General features: G+C 70.7%; 19 protein-coding genes. 15 read left to right on the top strand and 4 right to left on the bottom strand.

Annotated features, from left to right (window positions below):
• Window positions 1–127 precede the first annotated feature (127 nt).
• The 3 genes from HRU81_13215 to HRU81_13205 form a co-directional block, all read right to left on the bottom strand.
• A complete protein-coding gene (locus tag HRU81_13215; GenBank protein ID QOJ33409.1) occupies window positions 128–1513 on the bottom strand; it encodes an ammonium transporter in 1386 nt (461 codons plus the stop codon).
• 64 nt (window positions 1514–1577) lie between these two features.
• On the bottom strand, window positions 1578–1916 hold the full coding sequence (locus tag HRU81_13210) for a P-II family nitrogen regulator (GenBank protein QOJ33002.1): 339 nt from the start codon (window positions 1914–1916) through the stop codon (window positions 1578–1580).
• Between the two features lie 22 nt (window positions 1917–1938).
• Window positions 1939–2619 (bottom strand): hypothetical protein, encoded by a 681-nt coding sequence (locus HRU81_13205; protein ID QOJ33001.1) that lies wholly within the window; start codon window positions 2617–2619, stop codon window positions 1939–1941.
• A 249-nt stretch (window positions 2620–2868) separates the two neighbouring features.
• Here HRU81_13205 and HRU81_13200 point away from each other — a divergent pair, with 249 nt between their 5' ends.
• The 5 genes from HRU81_13200 to HRU81_13180 all read left to right on the top strand — a co-directional run bounded on the left by HRU81_13200 (window position 2869) and on the right by HRU81_13180 (window position 7995).
• Window positions 2869–3120 (top strand): accessory factor UbiK family protein, encoded by a 252-nt coding sequence (locus HRU81_13200; protein ID QOJ33000.1) that lies wholly within the window; start codon window positions 2869–2871, stop codon window positions 3118–3120.
• Between the two features lie 25 nt (window positions 3121–3145).
• A complete protein-coding gene (locus HRU81_13195; protein QOJ32999.1) occupies window positions 3146–4657 on the top strand; it encodes a YifB family Mg chelatase-like AAA ATPase in 1512 nt (503 codons plus the stop codon).
• An 81-nt stretch (window positions 4658–4738) separates the two neighbouring features.
• Window positions 4739–5671, top strand: a complete 933-nt coding sequence (locus HRU81_13190) for an EamA family transporter (GenBank protein ID QOJ32998.1) — start codon at window positions 4739–4741, stop codon at window positions 5669–5671.
• Window positions 5672–5770: 99 nt separating this feature from the next.
• Entirely contained in the window at window positions 5771–6793 is a 1023-nt protein-coding gene (locus tag HRU81_13185; protein QOJ32997.1) for a uroporphyrinogen-III C-methyltransferase, read from the top strand.
• Entirely contained in the window at window positions 6790–7995 is a 1206-nt protein-coding gene (locus HRU81_13180) for a heme biosynthesis protein HemY (GenBank protein ID QOJ32996.1), read from the top strand. Before HRU81_13185 ends, HRU81_13180 begins: the two co-directional genes overlap by 4 nt.
• Window positions 7996–8008: 13 nt before the next feature.
• On the opposite strand, the gene HRU81_13175 is transcribed toward HRU81_13180, so the two are convergent.
• Window positions 8009–8659, bottom strand: a complete 651-nt coding sequence (locus HRU81_13175; protein QOJ32995.1) for a ParA family protein — start codon at window positions 8657–8659, stop codon at window positions 8009–8011.
• A 155-nt stretch (window positions 8660–8814) separates the two neighbouring features.
• On the opposite strand from HRU81_13175, the gene dapF reads away from it, so the two are divergent.
• The 10 genes from dapF (at window position 8815) to HRU81_13125 (ending at window position 18035) form a co-directional block, all read left to right on the top strand.
• Window positions 8815–9633 carry a diaminopimelate epimerase gene (gene dapF / locus HRU81_13170; protein ID QOJ32994.1) on the top strand — a complete coding sequence of 273 codons (819 nt, stop codon included), beginning with the start codon at window positions 8815–8817 and terminating at the stop codon, window positions 9631–9633.
• Window positions 9630–10325 (top strand): DUF484 family protein, encoded by a 696-nt coding sequence (locus HRU81_13165; protein QOJ32993.1) that lies wholly within the window; start codon window positions 9630–9632, stop codon window positions 10323–10325. The genes dapF and HRU81_13165 overlap by 4 nt, the downstream gene beginning before the upstream one ends.
• Window positions 10326–10371: 46 nt before the next feature.
• Window positions 10372–11280, top strand: coding sequence for a tyrosine recombinase XerC (xerC, locus tag HRU81_13160; GenBank protein ID QOJ32992.1), 909 nt, complete (start codon window positions 10372–10374; stop codon window positions 11278–11280).
• Between the two features lie 126 nt (window positions 11281–11406).
• Entirely contained in the window at window positions 11407–11814 is a 408-nt protein-coding gene (locus HRU81_13155) for a hypothetical protein (protein ID QOJ32991.1), read from the top strand.
• 156 nt (window positions 11815–11970) lie between these two features.
• Window positions 11971–12507: an ATP-dependent protease subunit HslV gene (gene hslV / locus HRU81_13150; GenBank protein QOJ32990.1), complete on the top strand. Its 537-nt coding sequence runs from the start codon at window positions 11971–11973 to the stop codon at window positions 12505–12507.
• Between the two features lie 25 nt (window positions 12508–12532).
• Window positions 12533–13873 carry an ATP-dependent protease ATPase subunit HslU gene (gene hslU, locus HRU81_13145; protein ID QOJ32989.1) on the top strand — a complete coding sequence of 447 codons (1341 nt, stop codon included), beginning with the start codon at window positions 12533–12535 and terminating at the stop codon, window positions 13871–13873.
• Between the two features lie 84 nt (window positions 13874–13957).
• Window positions 13958–14719, top strand: coding sequence for a bifunctional demethylmenaquinone methyltransferase/2-methoxy-6-polyprenyl-1,4-benzoquinol methylase UbiE (gene ubiE / locus HRU81_13140; protein ID QOJ32988.1), 762 nt, complete (start codon window positions 13958–13960; stop codon window positions 14717–14719).
• 12 nt (window positions 14720–14731) lie between these two features.
• Window positions 14732–15340, top strand: a complete 609-nt coding sequence (locus tag HRU81_13135; GenBank protein QOJ32987.1) for an SCP2 sterol-binding domain-containing protein — start codon at window positions 14732–14734, stop codon at window positions 15338–15340.
• Window positions 15341–15458: 118 nt separating this feature from the next.
• Complete coding sequence (gene ubiB, locus HRU81_13130; protein ID QOJ32986.1) at window positions 15459–17114, top strand: ubiquinone biosynthesis regulatory protein kinase UbiB; 1656 nt, start codon at window positions 15459–15461, stop codon at window positions 17112–17114.
• Window positions 17115–17318: 204 nt separating this feature from the next.
• Window positions 17319–18035: a hypothetical protein gene (locus tag HRU81_13125; GenBank protein QOJ32985.1), complete on the top strand. Its 717-nt coding sequence runs from the start codon at window positions 17319–17321 to the stop codon at window positions 18033–18035.
• The last annotated feature ends 4 nt before the right edge of the window (window positions 18036–18039 follow it).

Raw genomic sequence — 18039 nt, 5'->3', positions numbered from 1 at the left:
CACATTTCATTATGCCATCGCGGCCGGCCCGGGGAGTTTGAACCCCGTCACGCAAAAGCAGCCAGTACGCCCGGATTGGCGCGATGTCCGGGGCCGGCCCTGCCCGGCTGGCCCCGTTCCGGGAGACTCAGGTATAGGCACTCTCGCCGTGGGACACGGTGTCCAGGCCCTGGCGTTCCTCGTCCTCCGTGACCCGCAGGCCGATGGTGGCGTCGACGAGGGCATAGGCCGCGCCGGCGACGATCGCCGACCAGAGGATGGTGACCAGCACGCCCCAGAGCTGGCTGCCGAACTGGGCCGCCGTGGAGTACGCGGCCACGGCATTGGCGGCGTAGTCGTAGACACCGGTGCCGCCCAGCGCGGGGTTGCAGAACACCGCGGTCAGCAGCGCCCCGAGAATGCCGCCGACGCAGTGCACGCCGAATACGTCCAGCGAGTCGTCATAGCCCAGCGCCGCCTTCAGCCTGGTGACGGCCAGCACGCAGACGATCCCGGCGGCCAGGCCGATGACGATGGAACCCATGGGGCCGACCCAGCCGCAGGCGGGCGTGATGGCCACCAGTCCGGCGACGGCGCCCGATGCCGCGCCGAGCATGGTGGGCGTGCCCCGCCAGAACCACTCCGCGAATGACCAGGACAGTGCCGCGGCAGCGGTGGCGAGCAGGGTGTTGGCGAACACCTGCGCGGCCAGCCCGTTGGCCTCCAGGTTGGAGCCGACATTGAAGCCGAACCAGCCGACCCACAGCAGCGAGGTGCCGATCATCACCATGGGCAGGTTGTGCGGCGGCATGGGCACGCGGCCGTAGCCGACGCGCTTGCCGACGAACAGCGCACCGACGATGCCGGCGATGCCGGCGTTGATGTGCACCACCGTGCCGCCGGCGAAGTCGAGCGCGCCCTTCTGGAAGATGAACCCGGCGGTCGCCGTGGCGGCTTCGGCCGCGGCGGCGTCCGTGTAGGCATCCGGGCCCGCCCAGAACCAGACCATGTGCGCAACCGGCAGGTAGGCGAAGCTGAACCACAGCACCAGGAACAGCAGCACGGCCGAGAACTTCATGCGCTCGGCGAAGGCGCCGACCACCAGGCAGGGCGTGATGGCGGCGAAGGTCGCCTGGAAGGCGAAGTAGGCCATCTCCGGGACCACCACGCCTTTGGAGAAGGTGGCCACCACGGATTCCGGCGTCATGCCCGACATGAACAGCCGGTCGAAGCCGCCGAAGAAGGCGTTGCCCTGGGTGAAGGCAATGCTGTAGCCGTAGATGGCCCACAGCAGCACCATGACGCAGAAGGTGATGAACACCTGCATCAGTACCGAGAGCACGTTCTTGGAGCGGACCATGCCGCCGTAGAAGAGCGCCAGGCCCGGGATGGTCATGAGGATGACCAGCATGGTCGAGGTGAGCAGCCACGCGGTGTCGCCCTTGTCCGGCACGGGAGCCTCGCCCGCCAGTGCCACCAGCGGCGCCAGCCACAGGACCGGGGCCAGCGCCAGGCCGGGCCCGATCCGGTTCATCCATGTGCGAATCTTCACAGTCCTGCTCCTGCCGGTTGCGGTGCGCCCCGCGGCGCCACCGTGGTTACAGTGCCTCCGCGCCGGTCTCGCCGGTGCGGATGCGGATGACCTCGTCGAGGCCGCTGACGAAGATCTTGCCGTCGCCGATCTTGCCGGTACGGGCGGCCTTGATGATGGCCTCCAGCGCCTGGTCCAGCAGCTCGTCGGCCACCGCGATCTCCAGCCTCACCTTGGGCAGGAAATCCACCACGTACTCGGCGCCCCGGTAGAGCTCGGTGTGGCCGCGCTGGCGGCCGAAACCCTTCACTTCCGTGACGGTGATGCCCTGCACGCCGACCTCGCCGATGGCCTCGCGGACATCGTCGAGGCGGAAGGGCTTGATGATTGCGGTGATGAGCTTCACGCCGGGTCCTCCTTGCGGCTGCCTAGGGGTTGAGGCTGAAGGTCTTGCTGACGCTGATGACCAGGCGGGTGTCGTCATCCGCACGGCCGTCGCCATCGGTGTCGCCCAGCAGGTCCTTCGTGCTGTGGATGACGGCAACCCTGTAGTCGAGGCCGATCGGCGCGAAGCGGCTGCCGTAGCCTGCCTCGTAGTACTCGCCGTCGAAATCGTTGCCGAAGATGCCCGCCAGGCCGTAGAAGCCCTTGTAGTCCAGGCGCGGCGAGATGAAGCTGTAGTCGAGCTTCCTGTTGGGCTGTGTGTTGCCCGGCTCGATGCGGCCCGCGAAGTTGTCGTACTCGCCGAAGGCGGCGCTGACGCTGAACAGCTTGTAGCCGCCGCTCAGGTTGACTTCCTGGTAGGTGTCGTCGAAGTCGTCGGTGTAGTAGTAGCCGGTGACGCCGGCGCCATAGCTGAAGTCCCCGGCGCTGCCGTTGTAGCCGCCGTAGGCGTCGACCTCCATGCCCTGGTCCACGTCCGCAGCCCAGCTGCCGGCATAGAAGCCGTCCTGCTTCAGGTCGAGACCGCCCATGGCGACGGAATCGGCCTGGTGGATGCCACGGAAGATGTAATCGCTCATGAAGCCGATGTTCGCCGTGAACTCGGCCGCCTGCGCGACCGGCGCGGCAGCGAGGGCGATCGCCAGGGCGGAAAGACATTTCCTCATCGATCCGGTCCTTTGTCCGTATTGCTGCCGGCTGCCGGGATTGGCAGGATGCGGCCAGGTCGGAACGGCTGTTTGCAGGTTTCGTGCCAGGCATCCCGGGTGGCGACAATGGCGCGCCACGGGCCGGATTCCGCCTGCGCAAGCCCGCACAGGCGAGCGGGGATGCACCAGCGCAGGGCGCAGCGCCGGCCCTGTGCCCGGTCCCGGGGCAGCCGCAGCGGCGAGAGCCAACAGAGGAGTCAGGAAGCGATGGACACCAAGCTGATCGAGGAACTCGCCCGCAAGCTCGCCGCCAGCGTGCCATCCGGCGTGCGGGCCATGCAGGCCGACATGGAGCAGAATTTCCGCGCCCTGCTGGAAGGCGGGCTCTCGCGCATGAACCTGGTGACGCGCGAGGAATTCGACGTGCAGCAGCGCGTGCTGGAGCGCACCCGCGAGAAGCTCAAGGCGCTGGAAGAGCGCATCGCCGACCTGGAGAGCCATCCGCCGCAGGCCCACTGACGCGCGGCAACACGGAGGGCAGCCGGTGCGCCTGGCCTGCGCCATCACCCGTGGCGAACTCGGCCTCGAGGCACCGGAAGTCAACGTCGAGGTCTGCCTGAGCGGCGGCCTGCCGGGGCTCGGCATCGTCGGCCTCGCCGAGACCACCGTGAAGGAAAGCCGCGAGCGGGTCCGTGCGGCGATCGGCCAGTGCGGCTTCGAGTTCCCGGGCCGGAAGATCGTCGTCAACCTCGCGCCGGCGGACCTGCCGAAGAGCGGCGGACGCTTCGACCTCGCCATCGCCGTGGGCGTGCTCGCGGCATCGGGCCAGATCCGGGCGGCACGCCTGGGCGGGCTGGAACTGCTGGGAGAACTCGCCTTCACCGGCAGCCTGCGCCCGGTGACCGGCCTGCTGCCCGCGCTGCTCGCGACGCGGCGCGCCGGACGGACCGCGGTGGTGCCCGCGGGCTGTGCCGCCGAGGCGGGGCTGCTGCGCGGCGCCGACATCAGGCTGGCTGATCACCTGGCTGCGGTGCTGCGTTTCATCCAGGGCGACGACACGCTGCCGCAGCCTGCGGCTGCCGGCGACGGCGCGGCTGGCGCCGTGGAGGACCTGGGCGACATCCACGGCCAGCCGCTGGCGAAGCGGGCGCTGGAAATCGCCGCGGCCGGCGGGCACAACATCCTCTTTGTCGGGCCGCCAGGGACCGGCAAGAGCATGCTGGCGCGTCGCCTGCCCGGCCTGTTGCCGCCGATGACCGAGGAAGAAGCCGTCGAGAGCGCCGCGCTCGGTTCGCTGGCCGGCAGCCCGCTGCCACGCGCCTGGGCGATCCGGCCATTCCGCGCGCCACACCACACGGCCACCACGGCCGCCCTGGTCGGCGGCGGCAGCTGGCCGCGGCCGGGCGAGATATCGCTGGCGCACCACGGCGTGCTGTTCCTCGACGAGTTGCCGGAATTTTCGCGCGGCACGCTGGAAGCCCTGCGCGAGCCGCTGGAAACCGGCCGCATCGCCGTGGCCCGCGCCGCCCGCACCCTGGAATTCCCCGCCCGCTTCCAGCTGGTGGCAGCCATGAATCCCTGCCCCTGCGGCTTCCACGGCGACCCCACCCGCCCCTGCCGCTGCTCGCCGGACCAGGTGCGGCGCTACCAGGAGCGACTGTCCGGCCCGTTCCTCGACCGGCTCGACATCCGCCTGCCGGTGGGCCGCTCGGCGATCCAGCTCGTCGGCAGCCAGGCCGCCGGGGCCACGGAGTCCTCCGCGCTGGTTGCCGCACGGGTGGCCGCGGCGCGCGTCCTGCAGATGCGCCGGGCCGGAAAACCCAACGCCGCGCTGGCACCGCCGGAGATCCGCGAGCACTGCATGCCGGTGGCCGCGGGCGTCGGCTTGCTGGAGAGCGCAGCCGCCCGGCTGCAGCTGTCGCACCGGGCCTGCGATAGCGTCCTGCGGCTGGCGCGCACGGTGGCCGACCTCGCGGCGACCGCGGAGGTGTCCGCCGCGCAGGTTGCGGAAGCCCTGAACCTGCGCAACGGCTGCCTGCGCGTGGGGGCGGGCTGAGCACCGGTGTACCATGCGGGCCCCGACCGGAGCGGCCGTGCCGCCCCAGGCGCCACCAGAGTCCCACCGAGACCCCTGCCGATGGCCGAACCCGCTGCACCCGGCGTGCGCATCGCGCTCGCCTTCCTGTGCATCCTCGTCGTCTGGGGCACCACCTACCTCGCGATTGCCATCGTGCTGCGGGACCTGCCGCCGTTCCTGTCGGCCGCCATGCGCTTCCTGCTGGCCGCGGCACTGCTCTACGGCCTGCTCCGGCTGCGCGGACCGAAGCCGCTGGCCGGCCTGCCGGCCCGCACGGTGATCGTCAGCGGCGTCCTGCTCTGTGGACTGGGCAACGGCTTCACGGTGTTCGCCATGCAGGGCGTGCCCTCGGGCATCGCCGCGCTGCTGAACTCGACGATCCCGATCTGCGTGACGCTGCTCGACTGGGGCTTCTTCAACCGGCGCCGGCCCCGCATCTGGACCGGCATCGGCCTGGTCGTCGGCGTCTGTGGCGTGGGGCTCATCGTCAGCCAGACGGCATCGACCACGGGCCTGCGGGGGCTCGGCTACATGGTCTCGCTGGCGGTCGCGGTGACGGCCTGGAGCATCGGCACACTGGTACAGCGCGGAGCGGTGCCTCGCCAGCGCCTGCTGGCGCTGGGCTGTGGCCAGTTCGCCGCCGGAGGCGCCTTTCTCTGCCTGGCGGCACTGCTGCACGGGGAGTTCTCGGGGCTGCGCCTCGACACCGTGGCGCCGGCCGGCTGGCTGGCGCTGGCCTTCCTCGCGGTCTTCGGCAGCATCCTCGCGCAGTCCAGCTACCTCTGGCTGCTGACACGCTGGCCCGCGGAGAAGGTCACCACCTATGCGGTGGTCAACCCGGTAATCGCGCTGTTGCTCGGCAGCCTGGTGCTGGACGAGCCGGTCAGCTGGTCCGGCACGGCGGGTGCGGCGCTGGTGCTGGCGGGCGTGACGCTGGTGCTGTTCGAGCACAAGATGGCGGTGCTGGTGGCGCGCGCGTTCCGCCGCGGCTGAGCGCCGCGAGGACGGCGGGCCCCGGGGCCCTCCATGCCGACGTCGCCGCAGCGCCGTGGCAGAATGACGGCGTCTTCGCAGCCACACGGGCTTCGCGCCATGAGCGGAACGAGCGACAACGCCCCTCCACCGGATCGCGGCCGACGCTTCGGGCGGCTCGTCACGCTCATCGTCGTCATCGCCCTGGCGGCCGCCGCTGCGCAGTGGTTCGGCCGCGGCGGGCGCGAGCCGGAGCGCGGCCAGCGCGACGAGCTGGCGAAGCTGCAGCGTCGCCTGGGCTCGCTCGAAGATCGTGTCAGCCGCGAGCGCGAGGACCTCGGCCGCCTGGCCACGCGCCTGGGCCCGGCCGGCACCAGCCAGGAGAGCATCGCCGCCAGGATCGACCGCCTCGACGAGGCGCTGGCCAAGCTGCCCGGTGGCGACCATGCGCGCAATGCCTGGCTGGTGGACCAGGCCGCCTACTTCCTGCGCATCGCCAATGCCCAGGAGAATCTCGCCGGCAACAGCGGCAGTGCGCTGAAGGCGCTGGCCATCGCCGATGAGTACCTGCGCGATGCGGGCGACCCGCGCCTGCTGCCGGTGCGCAAGCTCATCGCCAGCGAGCAGGCCGCCCTGCGCGCGGTGCCGGCGGTGGATGCCGAAGGCCTGGTGCTGAAGCTCGACGCCCTGGCGACGCAGCTGCGCCAGCTGCCGCAGCGGCAGGCGCCGGTGGAGTTCCGGCCGGAGGCCGCGCGGGCTCCCGCGGAGCTGACCGGCACGGAGCGTGCGCTGGCAACCCTGCGCAGCGCCTTCTTCAGCGTCGTCAGCGTGCGCCGCACGGATACGCCGCCGGCCACCGCGGTGACCGCCGAGACCGGCGACCTGGTGGCGCGCAGCCTCGGCATCGAGCTGCAGATCGCGCGGCTGGCGCTGCTGAGGAACGAGCCGCGCGCCTTCCGTGCCTCGCTGGCGGAAGCCCGCCGCCAGCTCCTGCAGTACTACGACACCGACAGCGCCGGCGGGGCCGCGGCGCTGGCCTCGCTCGATGCCATCGCCGGCACGGCCTTGCCGGATGCCCTGCCGGACATCTCCGCCTCGCTGGCGGAGCTGACGCGTCTGCGGGAGCGCGGGTCCACGCCATGAAGGGCGGGCTGGCCATTGCGCTGGCGCTGGCCCTCGGGGCACTGGCCGGGCATTTCCTCCTGCAGGACAACGGCTACGTCCTGGTCAGCTTCCAGGGCTACGTCATCGAGATGTCGGTGCCGATCGCCCTCGCCCTGCTGGTGCTGGCCTACCTGGCGGTGCGTCTGTTCGCCTGGCTCTGGCGCGTGCCGCGGCAGCTGGGCGAGGCCACCGCGCGGGCGCGCGTGCGCTGGGCCGGCCGCCAGGCCACCCGCGGCTACATTGCCATCGCCGCGGGCAAGCTCGACCAGGGCGAACGCCTGCTCACCCGCGGCGCCCGCCGCAGCGGCGCGCCGCTGATGAACTACCTGGCGGCGGCCCGGCTCGCCCACCAGCGCAACGACCCGGATCGCCGCGATGGCTGGTTGCGCATGGCCTACGAGCAGGAACCGGCCGCGGCCGACGCCGTGCTGCTGGCCCAGGCCGAGATGCAGATGGATGACCAGTCCTTCGACCAGGCGCTGGCCACGCTCAACCGCATCCGCGAGCACAACCCGAAGCATGCCCAGGCGCTGAAGCTCCTCGCGGCCCTCTACTGGCGCCGGCAGGACTGGCGCGCGCTGCTGGATCTGCTGCCGGCGCTGCGCGCGACACCGCCGCTGCCGCAGGCCAAGCTCAACCGCTGGGCCACGGATGCCTTCGAGGCGCTGCTGGCCGATCCCGCGCTGGACGAGGCCGGCCTCGACGGCCTGTGGGACGAAGTGCCGAAGGGACTGCGAAGCGAGCCGCGCCTGGTGCTGGCAAGGGCCCGGACCCTGGCACGTTGCGGCGCGGTGGCGACCGCGGAGACCGAGGTCCGCCGGGCGCTGCGTGAGCGCTGGGACGCAGGCCTGATCCGGCTCTACGGCGAGCTGCCGGTGCCCGAGGCCGCACAGCACCTGAAGAATGCCGAGGCCTTCCTGCGCGAACGGCCCGAGGATCCGGACCTGTTGCTCAGCGTCGGCCGGCTCTCGTTCCGCAACCAGCTCTGGGGCAAGGCGCGCAGCTACCTGGAGACCAGCCTGTCGATCCGGCCCACCCCGGAGGCCTGCGCCGCCCTGGGCCAGCTGCTGGAACGCATCGGCGATCGAGAGGCCGCGGCCCGCGCCTGGCAGCGCGGCCTGGCGCTCAGCACCGCGGGCCCGAAGGCGGCGATGCCGGCCACGTCGGCCGGCACGCGCTAGGCGCGCGGCGGCCTCAGGCGGCGACGACGGGGCGGCTGCGCCGGCTGCCGAGCCAGTCGAGCAGCGGCTCCCACTGCTCCCAGTCGGGCCAGGCCAGGTACTCCGGCAGCTCGAAGATGCCGAGCCCGCGGGTATAGGCACGGATGTAGTTCTGCGCCTCCCGCAGCTTGGTCAGGTAAGGCGTCTTCAGGCCATCGAGGTACTCGTCGAGCTCGCCGGCGATCAGCGTGTTCTCCCGCACCCGGTTGCCCACCACCGCGATGCGCACCTCGCGGCGCTCGACACGGCCGACGTCGGTCAGGTCCTCGAGGAACTTGGCCGCGGCGCTGATATCGATGGTCGAGGGCAGCACCGGCACGATGATGGTCTCCGCATGGCGCACCATCTCGGTGAGTTCCGGGCCGTGGACGCGGGCCGGGGCATCGATGACCACCACCTCGGCATTGCGCGGCGTGCCGCGCAGCCCCTGCTTGTAGGCCTCCAGGCCCTCGATGGGTGCCCGGTCCGCCGGCCGCCTGGCCAGCCAGTCGAGACTCGAGCGCTGGGGATCGTAGTCGGCCAGCACCACGCGCTTGTCCTGCGTCGCGAAGTAGCTGGCCAGGTTGGTGGCGATCGTGCTTTTCCCGCAGCCGCCCTTGGCGTTGAGCACCATGATATGCCGCATCGTTGTTCTTCCCTGGTTGCCCGGCGTCGGCCCGCCGGCCGCAGCGTGGTAGCCGGGCGGCGGCCCCCGGCTCCGCGCCGGGGATCTAGAAGGTAATGGGGCATTTGACAAAAGTCCATGCCGATATAATGACCGGCCAGTCGCGGAACGGACCCATGCGCATTCCCTTCACGAAGATGCACGGCCTCGGCAACGATTTCGTCGTCGTGCGTGCCGGCAATGGCGCGCCACCCGCGGCGCAGGTCATCCGCGCCCTCGCCGATCGCAAGACCGGCATCGGCTTCGACCAGCTGCTGTGGCTGGAGAAGCCGCACATCGCCGGCGCCGCAACCTACTACCGCATCTTCAACACCGATGGTTCGGAGGCCGAGCAGTGTGGCAACGGCGCCCGCTGCATCGCCCGGCTGGTGGGCGGCGAGGGCTCTGGCTCGCTGGTGCTCCAGCACCGCGGCGGCACGTCGCGCGCGCGTCTCGAGCACAACGGCCTGGTCAGCGTGGAGATCGCCGTGCCGCGCTTCGATCCCGCGAGCCTGCCATTCCTGGCGGACGCCGAGGCCGCGAGCTACAAGCTGAAGGTGGGCCGGCGCAATGTCGAGCTGCGCGTCGTCTCGCTCGGCAATCCGCACGCGGTGCTGCGCGTGGACGACGTCGGCGATGCGCCCGTCGACACGCTCGGTGCCGCGCTGGAGCGCCACGAGCGCTTTCCAAACCGTGCTAACATCGGTTTCATGCAGGTGCTCGACCCGGAACACATCCGGCTCCGCGTTTTCGAGCGCGGTGTGGGCGAGACCCGGGCCTGTGGCACCGGCGCCTGCGCAGCGGCGGTGGTCGGCCAGCGCGCCGGCTGGCTCGCGCCGCGGGTTCAAGTCAGCCTTCCGGGCGGCGAGCTGATCGTGCGCTGGGATGGAGCCGACACTCCCGTCTGGCTCACCGGTGAAGCGATTACCGCATTCGAGGGGACGGTGGACATATGAGTTCGGTCACGCAGCTCGAGTACCCGGAAATCGCCGAGGAATCCGTCGCCGGCTATCTCAAGGCCCACCCCGACTTCTTCGAGCGCAACCTCACCCTGCTCTCCGGCCTGCGCCTGCCCCACCGCACCACCGGCGGCGCCATTTCCCTGGTGGAGCGCCAGCTCGACGTGCTGCGCCAGCGCAGCCTGGCCATGGAGACGCGGCTGAAGGAACTGGTGGAGGTGGCCCACGGCAACGACCGCCTCGCCAGCCGCATCCATGCGCTGGCGCTGCTGCTGATGCGCTCGCGCAGCCGCGAGAACGTCATCGACATCCTCGACGAACAGCTGCGCGAGGGCTTCGCCGTCGACCAGGCGGCGCTGGTGCTGTTCGACAGCGTCCCCGGCCTGGCGCAGGGCCATTCGGGTTTCGTTCGGGTCGTGCACCGCGAAGACCCGGCCCTCGGCCCGTTCAAGTCCTTCCTGCAGACCTCCGCGCCACGCTGCTCGCGCCTGCGCGAGGCGCAGCGCGATTTCCTCTTCGGCCCGGGAGCGGACATGCAGTCGATGGCGCTGGTGCCGCTCGGCCCGCGCTCGGAGTTCGGCTTCCTCGCCATCGGCAGCCGCAATCCCGAGCACTTCCACCCGGCCAAGAGCATCGATTTCCTGGCACGGCTGGGCGAACTCACCGCCTGTGCGCTGAGCCTGCACTAGGCAGGACGGCGCAACAGCCGACGCGGGCCGGCGCAGGTCAGGGCCAATGGAACCCGCCGAGTGGAACAGGGTGGAGCGCTTCCTCAGCCACCTGCAGCTCGAGCGCCGCCTCTCCCCGCACACTGCCAGCGCCTACCGGCGCGACCTCGCCTGTCTCGCCGAGTTCTGCGATCGCGAGGGCATCGCCGCCTGGCGTGACCTCAAGGTCCACCACCTGCGCCGCTTCGCCGCCACCAGCCACGGCAGCGGCCTGAACCCGCGCAGCATCCAGCGCCGGCTGTCCGGCGCCCGCAGCTTCCTGCGCTACCTGCTGCGCGAGGGCGAGATCAACGCCAATCCCGGCGTTGGCGTGTCGGCACCCCGCGCCGCACGCCGCCTGCCGGCCACGCTGGACGTGGACCAGATGGGCCACCTGCTGCAGATGCGCGGCGATGACCCGGTGACCCTGCGCGACCGCGCCATGCTCGAGCTGCTGTACTCCTCCGGGCTGCGCCTCGCCGAGCTGGTGGGTCTGGACCTCGGTGACATCGATCTCGGCGACGGCCTGGTGCGCGTCACCGGCAAGGGCCGCAAGACGCGGCTGGTGCCGGTGGGCCGTGCCGCGCGCGAGGCGGTGGCCGGCTGGCTGCGGGAGCGCGCCGGCATGGCTGCCGCGGGGGAGCGCGCGGTGTTCACCGGCGTTCGTGGCCGGCGCATCAACCCGCGTTCGGTGCAGGCACGGGTCGCCTACTGGGCGCGGCGCTCGGGCCTCGGCCAGCGCGTGCACCCGCACCTGTTCCGCCACAGCTTCGCCAGCCACCTGCTCGAATCCAGCGGCGACCTGCGCGCCGTGCAGGAAATGCTGGGACACGCCAACATCAGCACCACGCAGATCTACACCCACCTGGACTTCCAGCACCTCGCGCAGGTCTACGACAAGGCCCACCCCAGGGCGCGCAAGCCCTCCAGGCCATGACGGCGCCCGTGCCCGGGGCGGCCCGCTCCGGTCAACCGCCGCGGGCCCGGGCCGTTCCTGTCCCATGCGGCCGGAACCGGCAGCACATGGAGATGCTGCGCCGGCTGCCAACCCCAAGGAGACCCCATGTCAGCCAGGACCCTGATCACGTCTGTTTCCATGACCGCCCTGCTGGCGCTGGCGCCGCCGGCCCTGTGGGCCGATGACGCGGCGCCGCCAAACATGCCGCAGGCACAGGAGTGGTGTCAGAAGAACCCGGAGAAGTGCGCCGAGATGCGCCAGAACCGCGAGGAATGGTGCAGGAAGAACCCGGCCGAGTGCGAGAAGATGAAGGCCAAGCGTGCCGAGCGCGAGGAATGGTGCAGGAAGAATCCCGCCGAATGCCAGAAGCAGCGCGAGGAGCGCAAGCAGCGCATGCAGGAGATGAAAGCGAAGTGCGACGCCGATCCGGCCAAGTGCGAGCAGCGCAAGCAGCAGATGCGCGACCGCTGGCAGCAGAAGCAAGGGGATGGTGCAGGCAAGACCCAGCCCTGAGCGGCTGTCAATCCGAGCCTGACGCAGCGGGGCCCCTCGTGGGCCCCGCTGCCTTTATTCTGCCGCCGGCCCATTGAATGCCACCGATTCGTCCCGACCTGGGCGGCAGGTCGTGTAGCATTTTCACCCCCGCCGCCAGCCCAGCGAGTTCCCCCGATGCAGCAGTTCGACGGCACCACCATCGTCTCCGTGCGCCGCAACGGCGTGGTCGCCATCGGTGGCGACGGCCAGGTCACCCTCGGCAACACCGTCATGAAGGCCAATGCGCGCAAGGTCCGCCAGCTGGCCGAGGGCAAGGTGATCGCCGGCTTCGCCGGTGGCACGGCCGATGCCTTCACCCTGTTCGAGCTCTTCGAGGCCAAGCTGACCCAGCACGGCAACCTCACCCGCTCGGCCATCGAGCTGGCCAAGGACTGGCGCACCGACCGCCGCCTGCGCCGCCTGGAGGCGCTGCTCTGCGTCGCCGACATGGAGAAGTCGCTGGTGATCTCCGGCAACGGCGATGTCATCGAGCCCGAGGACGACCTCATGGCCATCGGCTCCGGCGGCCCCTACGCCCAGGCTGCCGCGCGCGCACTGCTGGACCACACCCGGCTCGCCGCCGCCGAGATCGTGCGCCATGCGCTGGAGATCGCCGCCGGCATCTGCATCTACACCAACAGCAACATCGTCATCGAGACCCTGCCGCGCTAGCTGCGCGCCGGGCCAGGGAGCAGCCATGTCGCAGATGACCCCGCGCGAGATCGTCCAGGAACTCGACAAGCACATCATCGGCCAGGACCAGGCCAAGCGCGCCGTCGCCATCGCGCTGCGCAACCGCTGGCGGCGCATGCAGGTGGCCGAGCCGCTGCGCCAGGAGATCACGCCGAAGAACATCCTGATGATCGGTCCCACCGGCGTCGGCAAGACCGAGATCGCGCGCCGCCTCGCACGCCTCGCCAACGCTCCCTTCGTCAAGGTCGAGGCGACCAAGTTCACCGAGGTCGGCTATGTCGGGCGCGACGTCGACAGCATCATCCGCGACCTGGCGGACGCGGCGGTGAAACTGACGCGCGAGACCGCCACCGCGGGGGTGCGCCACCGCGCCGAGGATGCCGCCGAGGACCGCGTGCTCGACGCGCTGCTGCCGCCACCCCCGGGCGGCTTCGGTGCCGGCCAGGCGCCGGGCGGCGGCCGCGAGTCGGAGACCCGGCAGAAATTCCGCAAGATGCTGCGCGAGGGCCAGCTCGACGATCGCGAGATCGAGATCGAGCTGCGGGCGGTGCCGGCGGGCGTGGAGATCATGGCGCCGCCCGGCATGGAGGAGATGACCAGCCAGCTGCAGGGGCTGTTCCAGAACCTCGGCGCGCAGCGCCGGAAAGTGCGCAAGCTCAAGGTACGCGATGCGCTGGACCTGCTGGTGGACGAGGAGGCCGCGCGCCTGGTCAACGACGAGGAGATCAAGGCCGAGGCGCTGCGCAACGTCGAGCAGAACGGCATCGTCTTCATCGACGAGATCGACAAGGTTGCCCGGCGCGGCGAGACCATCGGCGGCGCGGATGTCTCCCGCGAGGGCGTGCAGCGCGACCTGCTGCCGCTGGTGGAGGGCTGCACCGTCAGCACCAAGTACGGCATGGTGCGCACCGACCATGTGCTGTTCATCGCCTCGGGGGCCTTCCATGCCTCCAAGCCCTCGGACCTGGTGCCCGAGCTCCAGGGCCGCTTCCCGATCCGCGTCGAGCTCGCCTCGCTGACCGCGGACGATTTCGTGCGCATCCTCACCGAACCGGATGCCTCGCTCTGCGCGCAGTACACGGCGCTGCTCGCCACCGAGGGCATGGGCGTGGCCTTCGCGGCCGATGGCGTGCGGCGCCTCGCCGAGATTGCCCACCACGCCAACCAGCAGATGGAGAACATCGGCGCCCGCCGCCTGCACACCGTGCTGGAACGCCTGCTGGAGTCGGTCTCCTTCGAAGCGGCCGACCGCGGCGGCCAGGCGCTGACGGTGGACGCCGCCTACGTCGACCAGCACCTCGGCGACCTGGCGAAGAACCAGGACCTCAGCCGGTACATCCTCTGAATCGCGCACCGGGAACGGCTTCGCGGCAGCTGCCGTGCGCCCCGCGGTGCCGGCCGGTGCCATCGCGGCTGGCTCCTCCGGGAATTGAGTAAACTGTCCGCCGTGTCCGACACCACTCATTTCGGCTACCAGACCGTCCCAGTCGCCGAGAAGGCCGGCAGGGTCCGCGAGGTCTTCGACTCCGTCGCCGACCGCTACGACCTGATGAACGACCTCATGTCCGGCGGCCTGCACCGGCTCTGGAAGCGCTTCGCGCTGGCCCGCACCGGCCTGCGTCCCGGCCAGGCGGCGCTCGATGTCGCCGGCGGCACCGGCGACATCGCCGCCGGCCTCTGCCGGCAGGTGGGCCGCGAGGGCCGTGTCGTCCTCACCGACATCAATGCCGCCATGCTGGCCAGGGGTCGCCAGCGTCTCGTCGACCGCGGCTTCGTCGGCAATGTCCGCTGCGTCCAGGCCGATGCCGAGCGGCTGCCCTTCGCGCCGGAGAGCTTCCACTGCGTCACCATCGCCTTCGGGCTGCGCAACGTCACCGACAAGGCCGCGGCACTGCGCAGCATGGCGCGCGTGCTGCGTCCGGGCGGCCGCCTGCTGGTGCTGGAGTTCTCGAGGCCCGCGCTGCCGCTGCTGGCGCCGGTCTACGACAGCTACTCGTTCAGGATCCTGCCGTGGCTGGGTCGCATGGTGGCGGATGATGAGGCCAGCTATCGCTACCTCGCCGAGTCGATCCGCATGCATCCGGACCAGGAGACGCTGCGCCGGATGATGGCCGACGCCGGGCTCGAGGACTGCCGCTTCCACAACCTGAGTGGCGGCATCGTCGCGCTGCACCTCGGCTTCCGTTACTGAGGACCGCGGGTCATGCTGGCCGAGATGCTGTTCCGCCCCTTCGCGCTGCTGCTCAACCGCGGCCTGGCGCAGTCGACCAGCGCCCAGGCACTGGCGCAGGGGCTCGAGGGACGGATCCTCGGCCTCTGCATAGAGGGCACGCCCCTCGACCTGCGGCTCAAGGTCAGCGGCGGACGCATCGACCTGGCGCTGCCTGACGGTGCCGCGCCGGATGCCACCCTGAGCGGCACCCTGCTCGGGCTGGGCCGGCTGCTGCGCGAGGACCCGCAGGCCGCGGTCCGCGAAGGCGCGGTGCGGATGACGGGCGACACCGATATCGCCGGCCGGTTCCGCGACCTGCTGCGCTTCGCTGCCCCGGACCTCGAGGAGGAGCTCGCGCGCCTGGTGGGCGACCCGCTGGCGCGGCAGGCGGGCAATGCGGCGCGCGCGGCCGGCAGCTGGGGCGCGGATGCCGGGCGCAGCGTGGCGCGCAGTGTTTCCGGATACCTGCAGGACGAGGCGCGCGTGGTGGCGACGGCCAGCGAACTCGCGGCCTTCGCCCGGGCGGTCGACACGCTGGCCGAGGACGCGGACCGCGCCGAGGCGCGGCTTGCCCGGCTGGAGGAGGACAGGCGCCGTTGACGGCAACGGGGGCGCGGCGGGCGACAGCCCCGAAGCCGCTCCCCGTCATTCGCTTCGTTCGGGGGTATCCCCCGCCGCGCCGATGCCTCTGCGCGGAGCAGCCGGAACCGACCGCAACATGACCATGCCGCGCCTTCGCCTCATCCTCCGCCTCCTCGTCATCCAGCGCGTGCTGTTCCGGCACGGGCTCGACGAGTTCATCGTGCAGATCCACCTGTTCCGGCCGTTCCGCTTCCTGCTCTACCTCTGGCCGTTCTACTGGCTGGGCCGCGACACCGCGCGGCCGCGCGGCGTGCGCCTGCGCGAGGCGCTGCAGGAGCTGGGGCCGATCTACGTGAAGTTCGGCCAGTCGGTGTCCACCCGCCAGGACCTGCTGCCCGCGGACATCGGCGTGGAGCTGGCGAAGCTGCAGGACCAGGTGCCGCCGTTTCCGTCGGAGCAGGCGCTGGCGGAGCTGGCCCGCGCCTACGGCCGCCCGGCGAGCGAGGTCTTCGCGAGCTTCGAGGAGCAGGCGCTGGCCGCCGCCTCCATTGCCCAGGTGCACGCGGCGCGGCTGCCGGGCGGCGAGGATGTGGTGGTGAAGATCCTGCGCCCGCGGGTTCGCGAGCAGGTGGAGCAGGACCTGGAGGTGCTCTACGCCGTGGCGCGCCTCGCCGGGCGCTGGTGGCGCGACAGCCGCCGGCTGCGGCCGGTGGAACTCGTGGCGGAGTACGAGAAGACCATCCTCAACGAACTCGACCTGATGCGCGAGACGGCCAACGCCGCGCAGCTGCGCCGCAACTTCGAGGGCGACCCCAAGCTGTACGTGCCGCAGGTGTACTGGGACTACTGCCGGCCGAGCGTCATGGTGATGGAACGCATCCACGGCATTCCCATCGACGACATGGCGGCGCTGCAGGCGGCGAAGGTCAACATCCCGCGGCTCGCCGCCAACGGCGTGGCGATATTCTTCACCCAGGTGTTCCGCGACAACTTCTTCCACGCCGACATGCACCCCGGCAACATCTTCGTCGACGCGCGCGATCCCGAGTATCCGAAGTACTGCGCGGTGGACTTCGGCATCGTCGGCACGCTGGGTGAGGCGGACCGCCGCTACCTCGCCGAGAACTTCCTCGCCTTCTTCGACCGTGACTACCAGCGCGTGGCGCAGCTGCACCTCGACTCGCACTGGGTGCCGGCCGGCACCCGCGTGGACGAGTTCGAATCGGCGATCCGCTCGGTCTGCGAGCCGGTGTTCAACAAGCCGCTCAAGGACATCTCCTTCGGCCAGGTGCTGCTGCGCCTGTTCCAGACCGCGCGGCAGTTCGACATGGAGGTGCAGCCCCAGCTGATGTTGCTGCAGAAGACCCTGGTGCAGATCGAAGGCCTCGGCCGCGCGCTCTACCCCGAACTCGACCTCTGGGAGACCGGCTACCCGGTGCTCAAGGCCTGGGTGCGCGAGCAGGCCGGCCCGCGGGCAACGCTGCGGCGGCTGCGCCGCGAGCTGCCCGACCTGCGCTACGCGCTGGAGAAGCTGCCCGGCGCACTGCGGCGATTCGTCGAGAACAATTCGGCAGGGGGCCCGGCCGCCGCCACCGGACCGAGCGAGGCGGCCCCCGGGAACCGCGCCCCTGCCACGGGGCGCGAGCCTTCACGGTACTGGCTGGGATGCGGGGCCAGCCTGCTGGTGAGCGGCGTGCTCTTCCTCGGCCTCGGCATCGATCCGGAGTGGATCGGATGGAGCCTGGGCGCCGCGGGGCTGGTGGCCCTCTGGGCGGGGCGACCCGCGAACTGAATCCTCATTTAGTCAAATCGGATCAATGTCCTGGAATGCACAAGGCGGTTGACGATCCAGCCCGCCGGGGCGCACACTGCTGCTGGACACGGTAGCGTCGGACAGGAAGAAGCGAAGGCCTCTGGAAGAAGGCCGGAGATTTGTCTGACTTCCCCGCCAGAAATCACAACAAGGCATGCCAGTGCCGACCAGTGGGAGTCCATCATGATCAAGCGCATCCATTCGGGCCTCTTCGGGGCGATCCTGCTGCTGGCCGCCAGCGCCACGGCGAACGCGGCCATCATCGGTACGCTGACATTCAGGGATCCGACAGGCACCGTGAACTCGAACGAGGCCATCGACGTCTGGGTGACGCTGACGCTGGATTCGGCATCCGACCCGCTGGTGTATGACAACACCATCGATTCCTTCGGCGGCATCAACCCGGCCACCTTCCCGGCAACAGGGCAACTGCAGGTGTCTCCGTATGGCGAAGTGCCGTTCGACAGCTACGACTACGTCAGTCAGTTCATTAGACGCTCCTGCAACGACACGTTTGCGGCCCCCGGCTGCGGCGGCCCGACCTCCGCCTACCAGTGGGATGTCCCCCCCCCGCCCAATGGATGGTTCGACTGGAACGGCACGCTGAACCCGGGAGAGAGCACCGACATTTTCCTGTACCGGCTCACCCCAGTCGGCGGCAATGCACCAGCCGGCACCTACCAGGCTTTCAACGTGGGCTTGGGCCTGACCCTCCACGGGCACAACGACATGTACGAGGCTGAAGTGGAGGAGGATCTGTTCTCCATCTCCACCGGTTGCGCCCCCGGCGGCTGCTCCTTCACCCGCAACGTGGTCGCAGCCGTGCCCGTGCCGGGCGCGCTCTGGCTGCTGGGCAGTGGCATGGCTGCCCTGGGCCTGATCCGCCGCCGCGCCGCATGAGCTG

Source organism: Gammaproteobacteria bacterium (assembly GCA_015709695.1).
Lineage (GTDB): Bacteria > Pseudomonadota > Gammaproteobacteria > Steroidobacterales.
The sequence above is the reverse complement of the archived record's forward strand: the minus strand, read 5'-3'. Positions and strand labels throughout refer to the sequence as shown.

Coding starts and splice junctions, on each gene's coding strand:
- HRU81_13215 (QOJ33409.1), bottom strand. CDS start 1,513: ATGAACCGGATCGGGCCCGGCCTGGCGCTGGCCCCGGTCCTGTGGCTG.
- HRU81_13205 (QOJ33001.1), bottom strand. CDS start 2,619: ATGAGGAAATGTCTTTCCGCCCTGGCGATCGCCCTCGCTGCCGCGCCG.
- HRU81_13200 (QOJ33000.1), top strand. CDS start 2,869: ATGGACACCAAGCTGATCGAGGAACTCGCCCGCAAGCTCGCCGCCAGC.
- HRU81_13190 (QOJ32998.1), top strand. CDS start 4,739: ATGGCCGAACCCGCTGCACCCGGCGTGCGCATCGCGCTCGCCTTCCTG.
- HRU81_13185 (QOJ32997.1), top strand. CDS start 5,771: ATGAGCGGAACGAGCGACAACGCCCCTCCACCGGATCGCGGCCGACGC.
- HRU81_13180 (QOJ32996.1), top strand. CDS start 6,790: ATGAAGGGCGGGCTGGCCATTGCGCTGGCGCTGGCCCTCGGGGCACTG.
- HRU81_13175 (QOJ32995.1), bottom strand. CDS start 8,659: ATGCGGCATATCATGGTGCTCAACGCCAAGGGCGGCTGCGGGAAAAGC.
- dapF (QOJ32994.1), top strand. CDS start 8,815: ATGCGCATTCCCTTCACGAAGATGCACGGCCTCGGCAACGATTTCGTC.
- HRU81_13165 (QOJ32993.1), top strand. CDS start 9,630: ATGAGTTCGGTCACGCAGCTCGAGTACCCGGAAATCGCCGAGGAATCC.
- xerC (QOJ32992.1), top strand. CDS start 10,372: ATGGAACCCGCCGAGTGGAACAGGGTGGAGCGCTTCCTCAGCCACCTG.
- HRU81_13155 (QOJ32991.1), top strand. CDS start 11,407: ATGTCAGCCAGGACCCTGATCACGTCTGTTTCCATGACCGCCCTGCTG.
- hslV (QOJ32990.1), top strand. CDS start 11,971: ATGCAGCAGTTCGACGGCACCACCATCGTCTCCGTGCGCCGCAACGGC.
- hslU (QOJ32989.1), top strand. CDS start 12,533: ATGTCGCAGATGACCCCGCGCGAGATCGTCCAGGAACTCGACAAGCAC.
- HRU81_13135 (QOJ32987.1), top strand. CDS start 14,732: ATGCTGGCCGAGATGCTGTTCCGCCCCTTCGCGCTGCTGCTCAACCGC.
- ubiB (QOJ32986.1), top strand. CDS start 15,459: ATGACCATGCCGCGCCTTCGCCTCATCCTCCGCCTCCTCGTCATCCAG.
- HRU81_13125 (QOJ32985.1), top strand. CDS start 17,319: ATGATCAAGCGCATCCATTCGGGCCTCTTCGGGGCGATCCTGCTGCTG.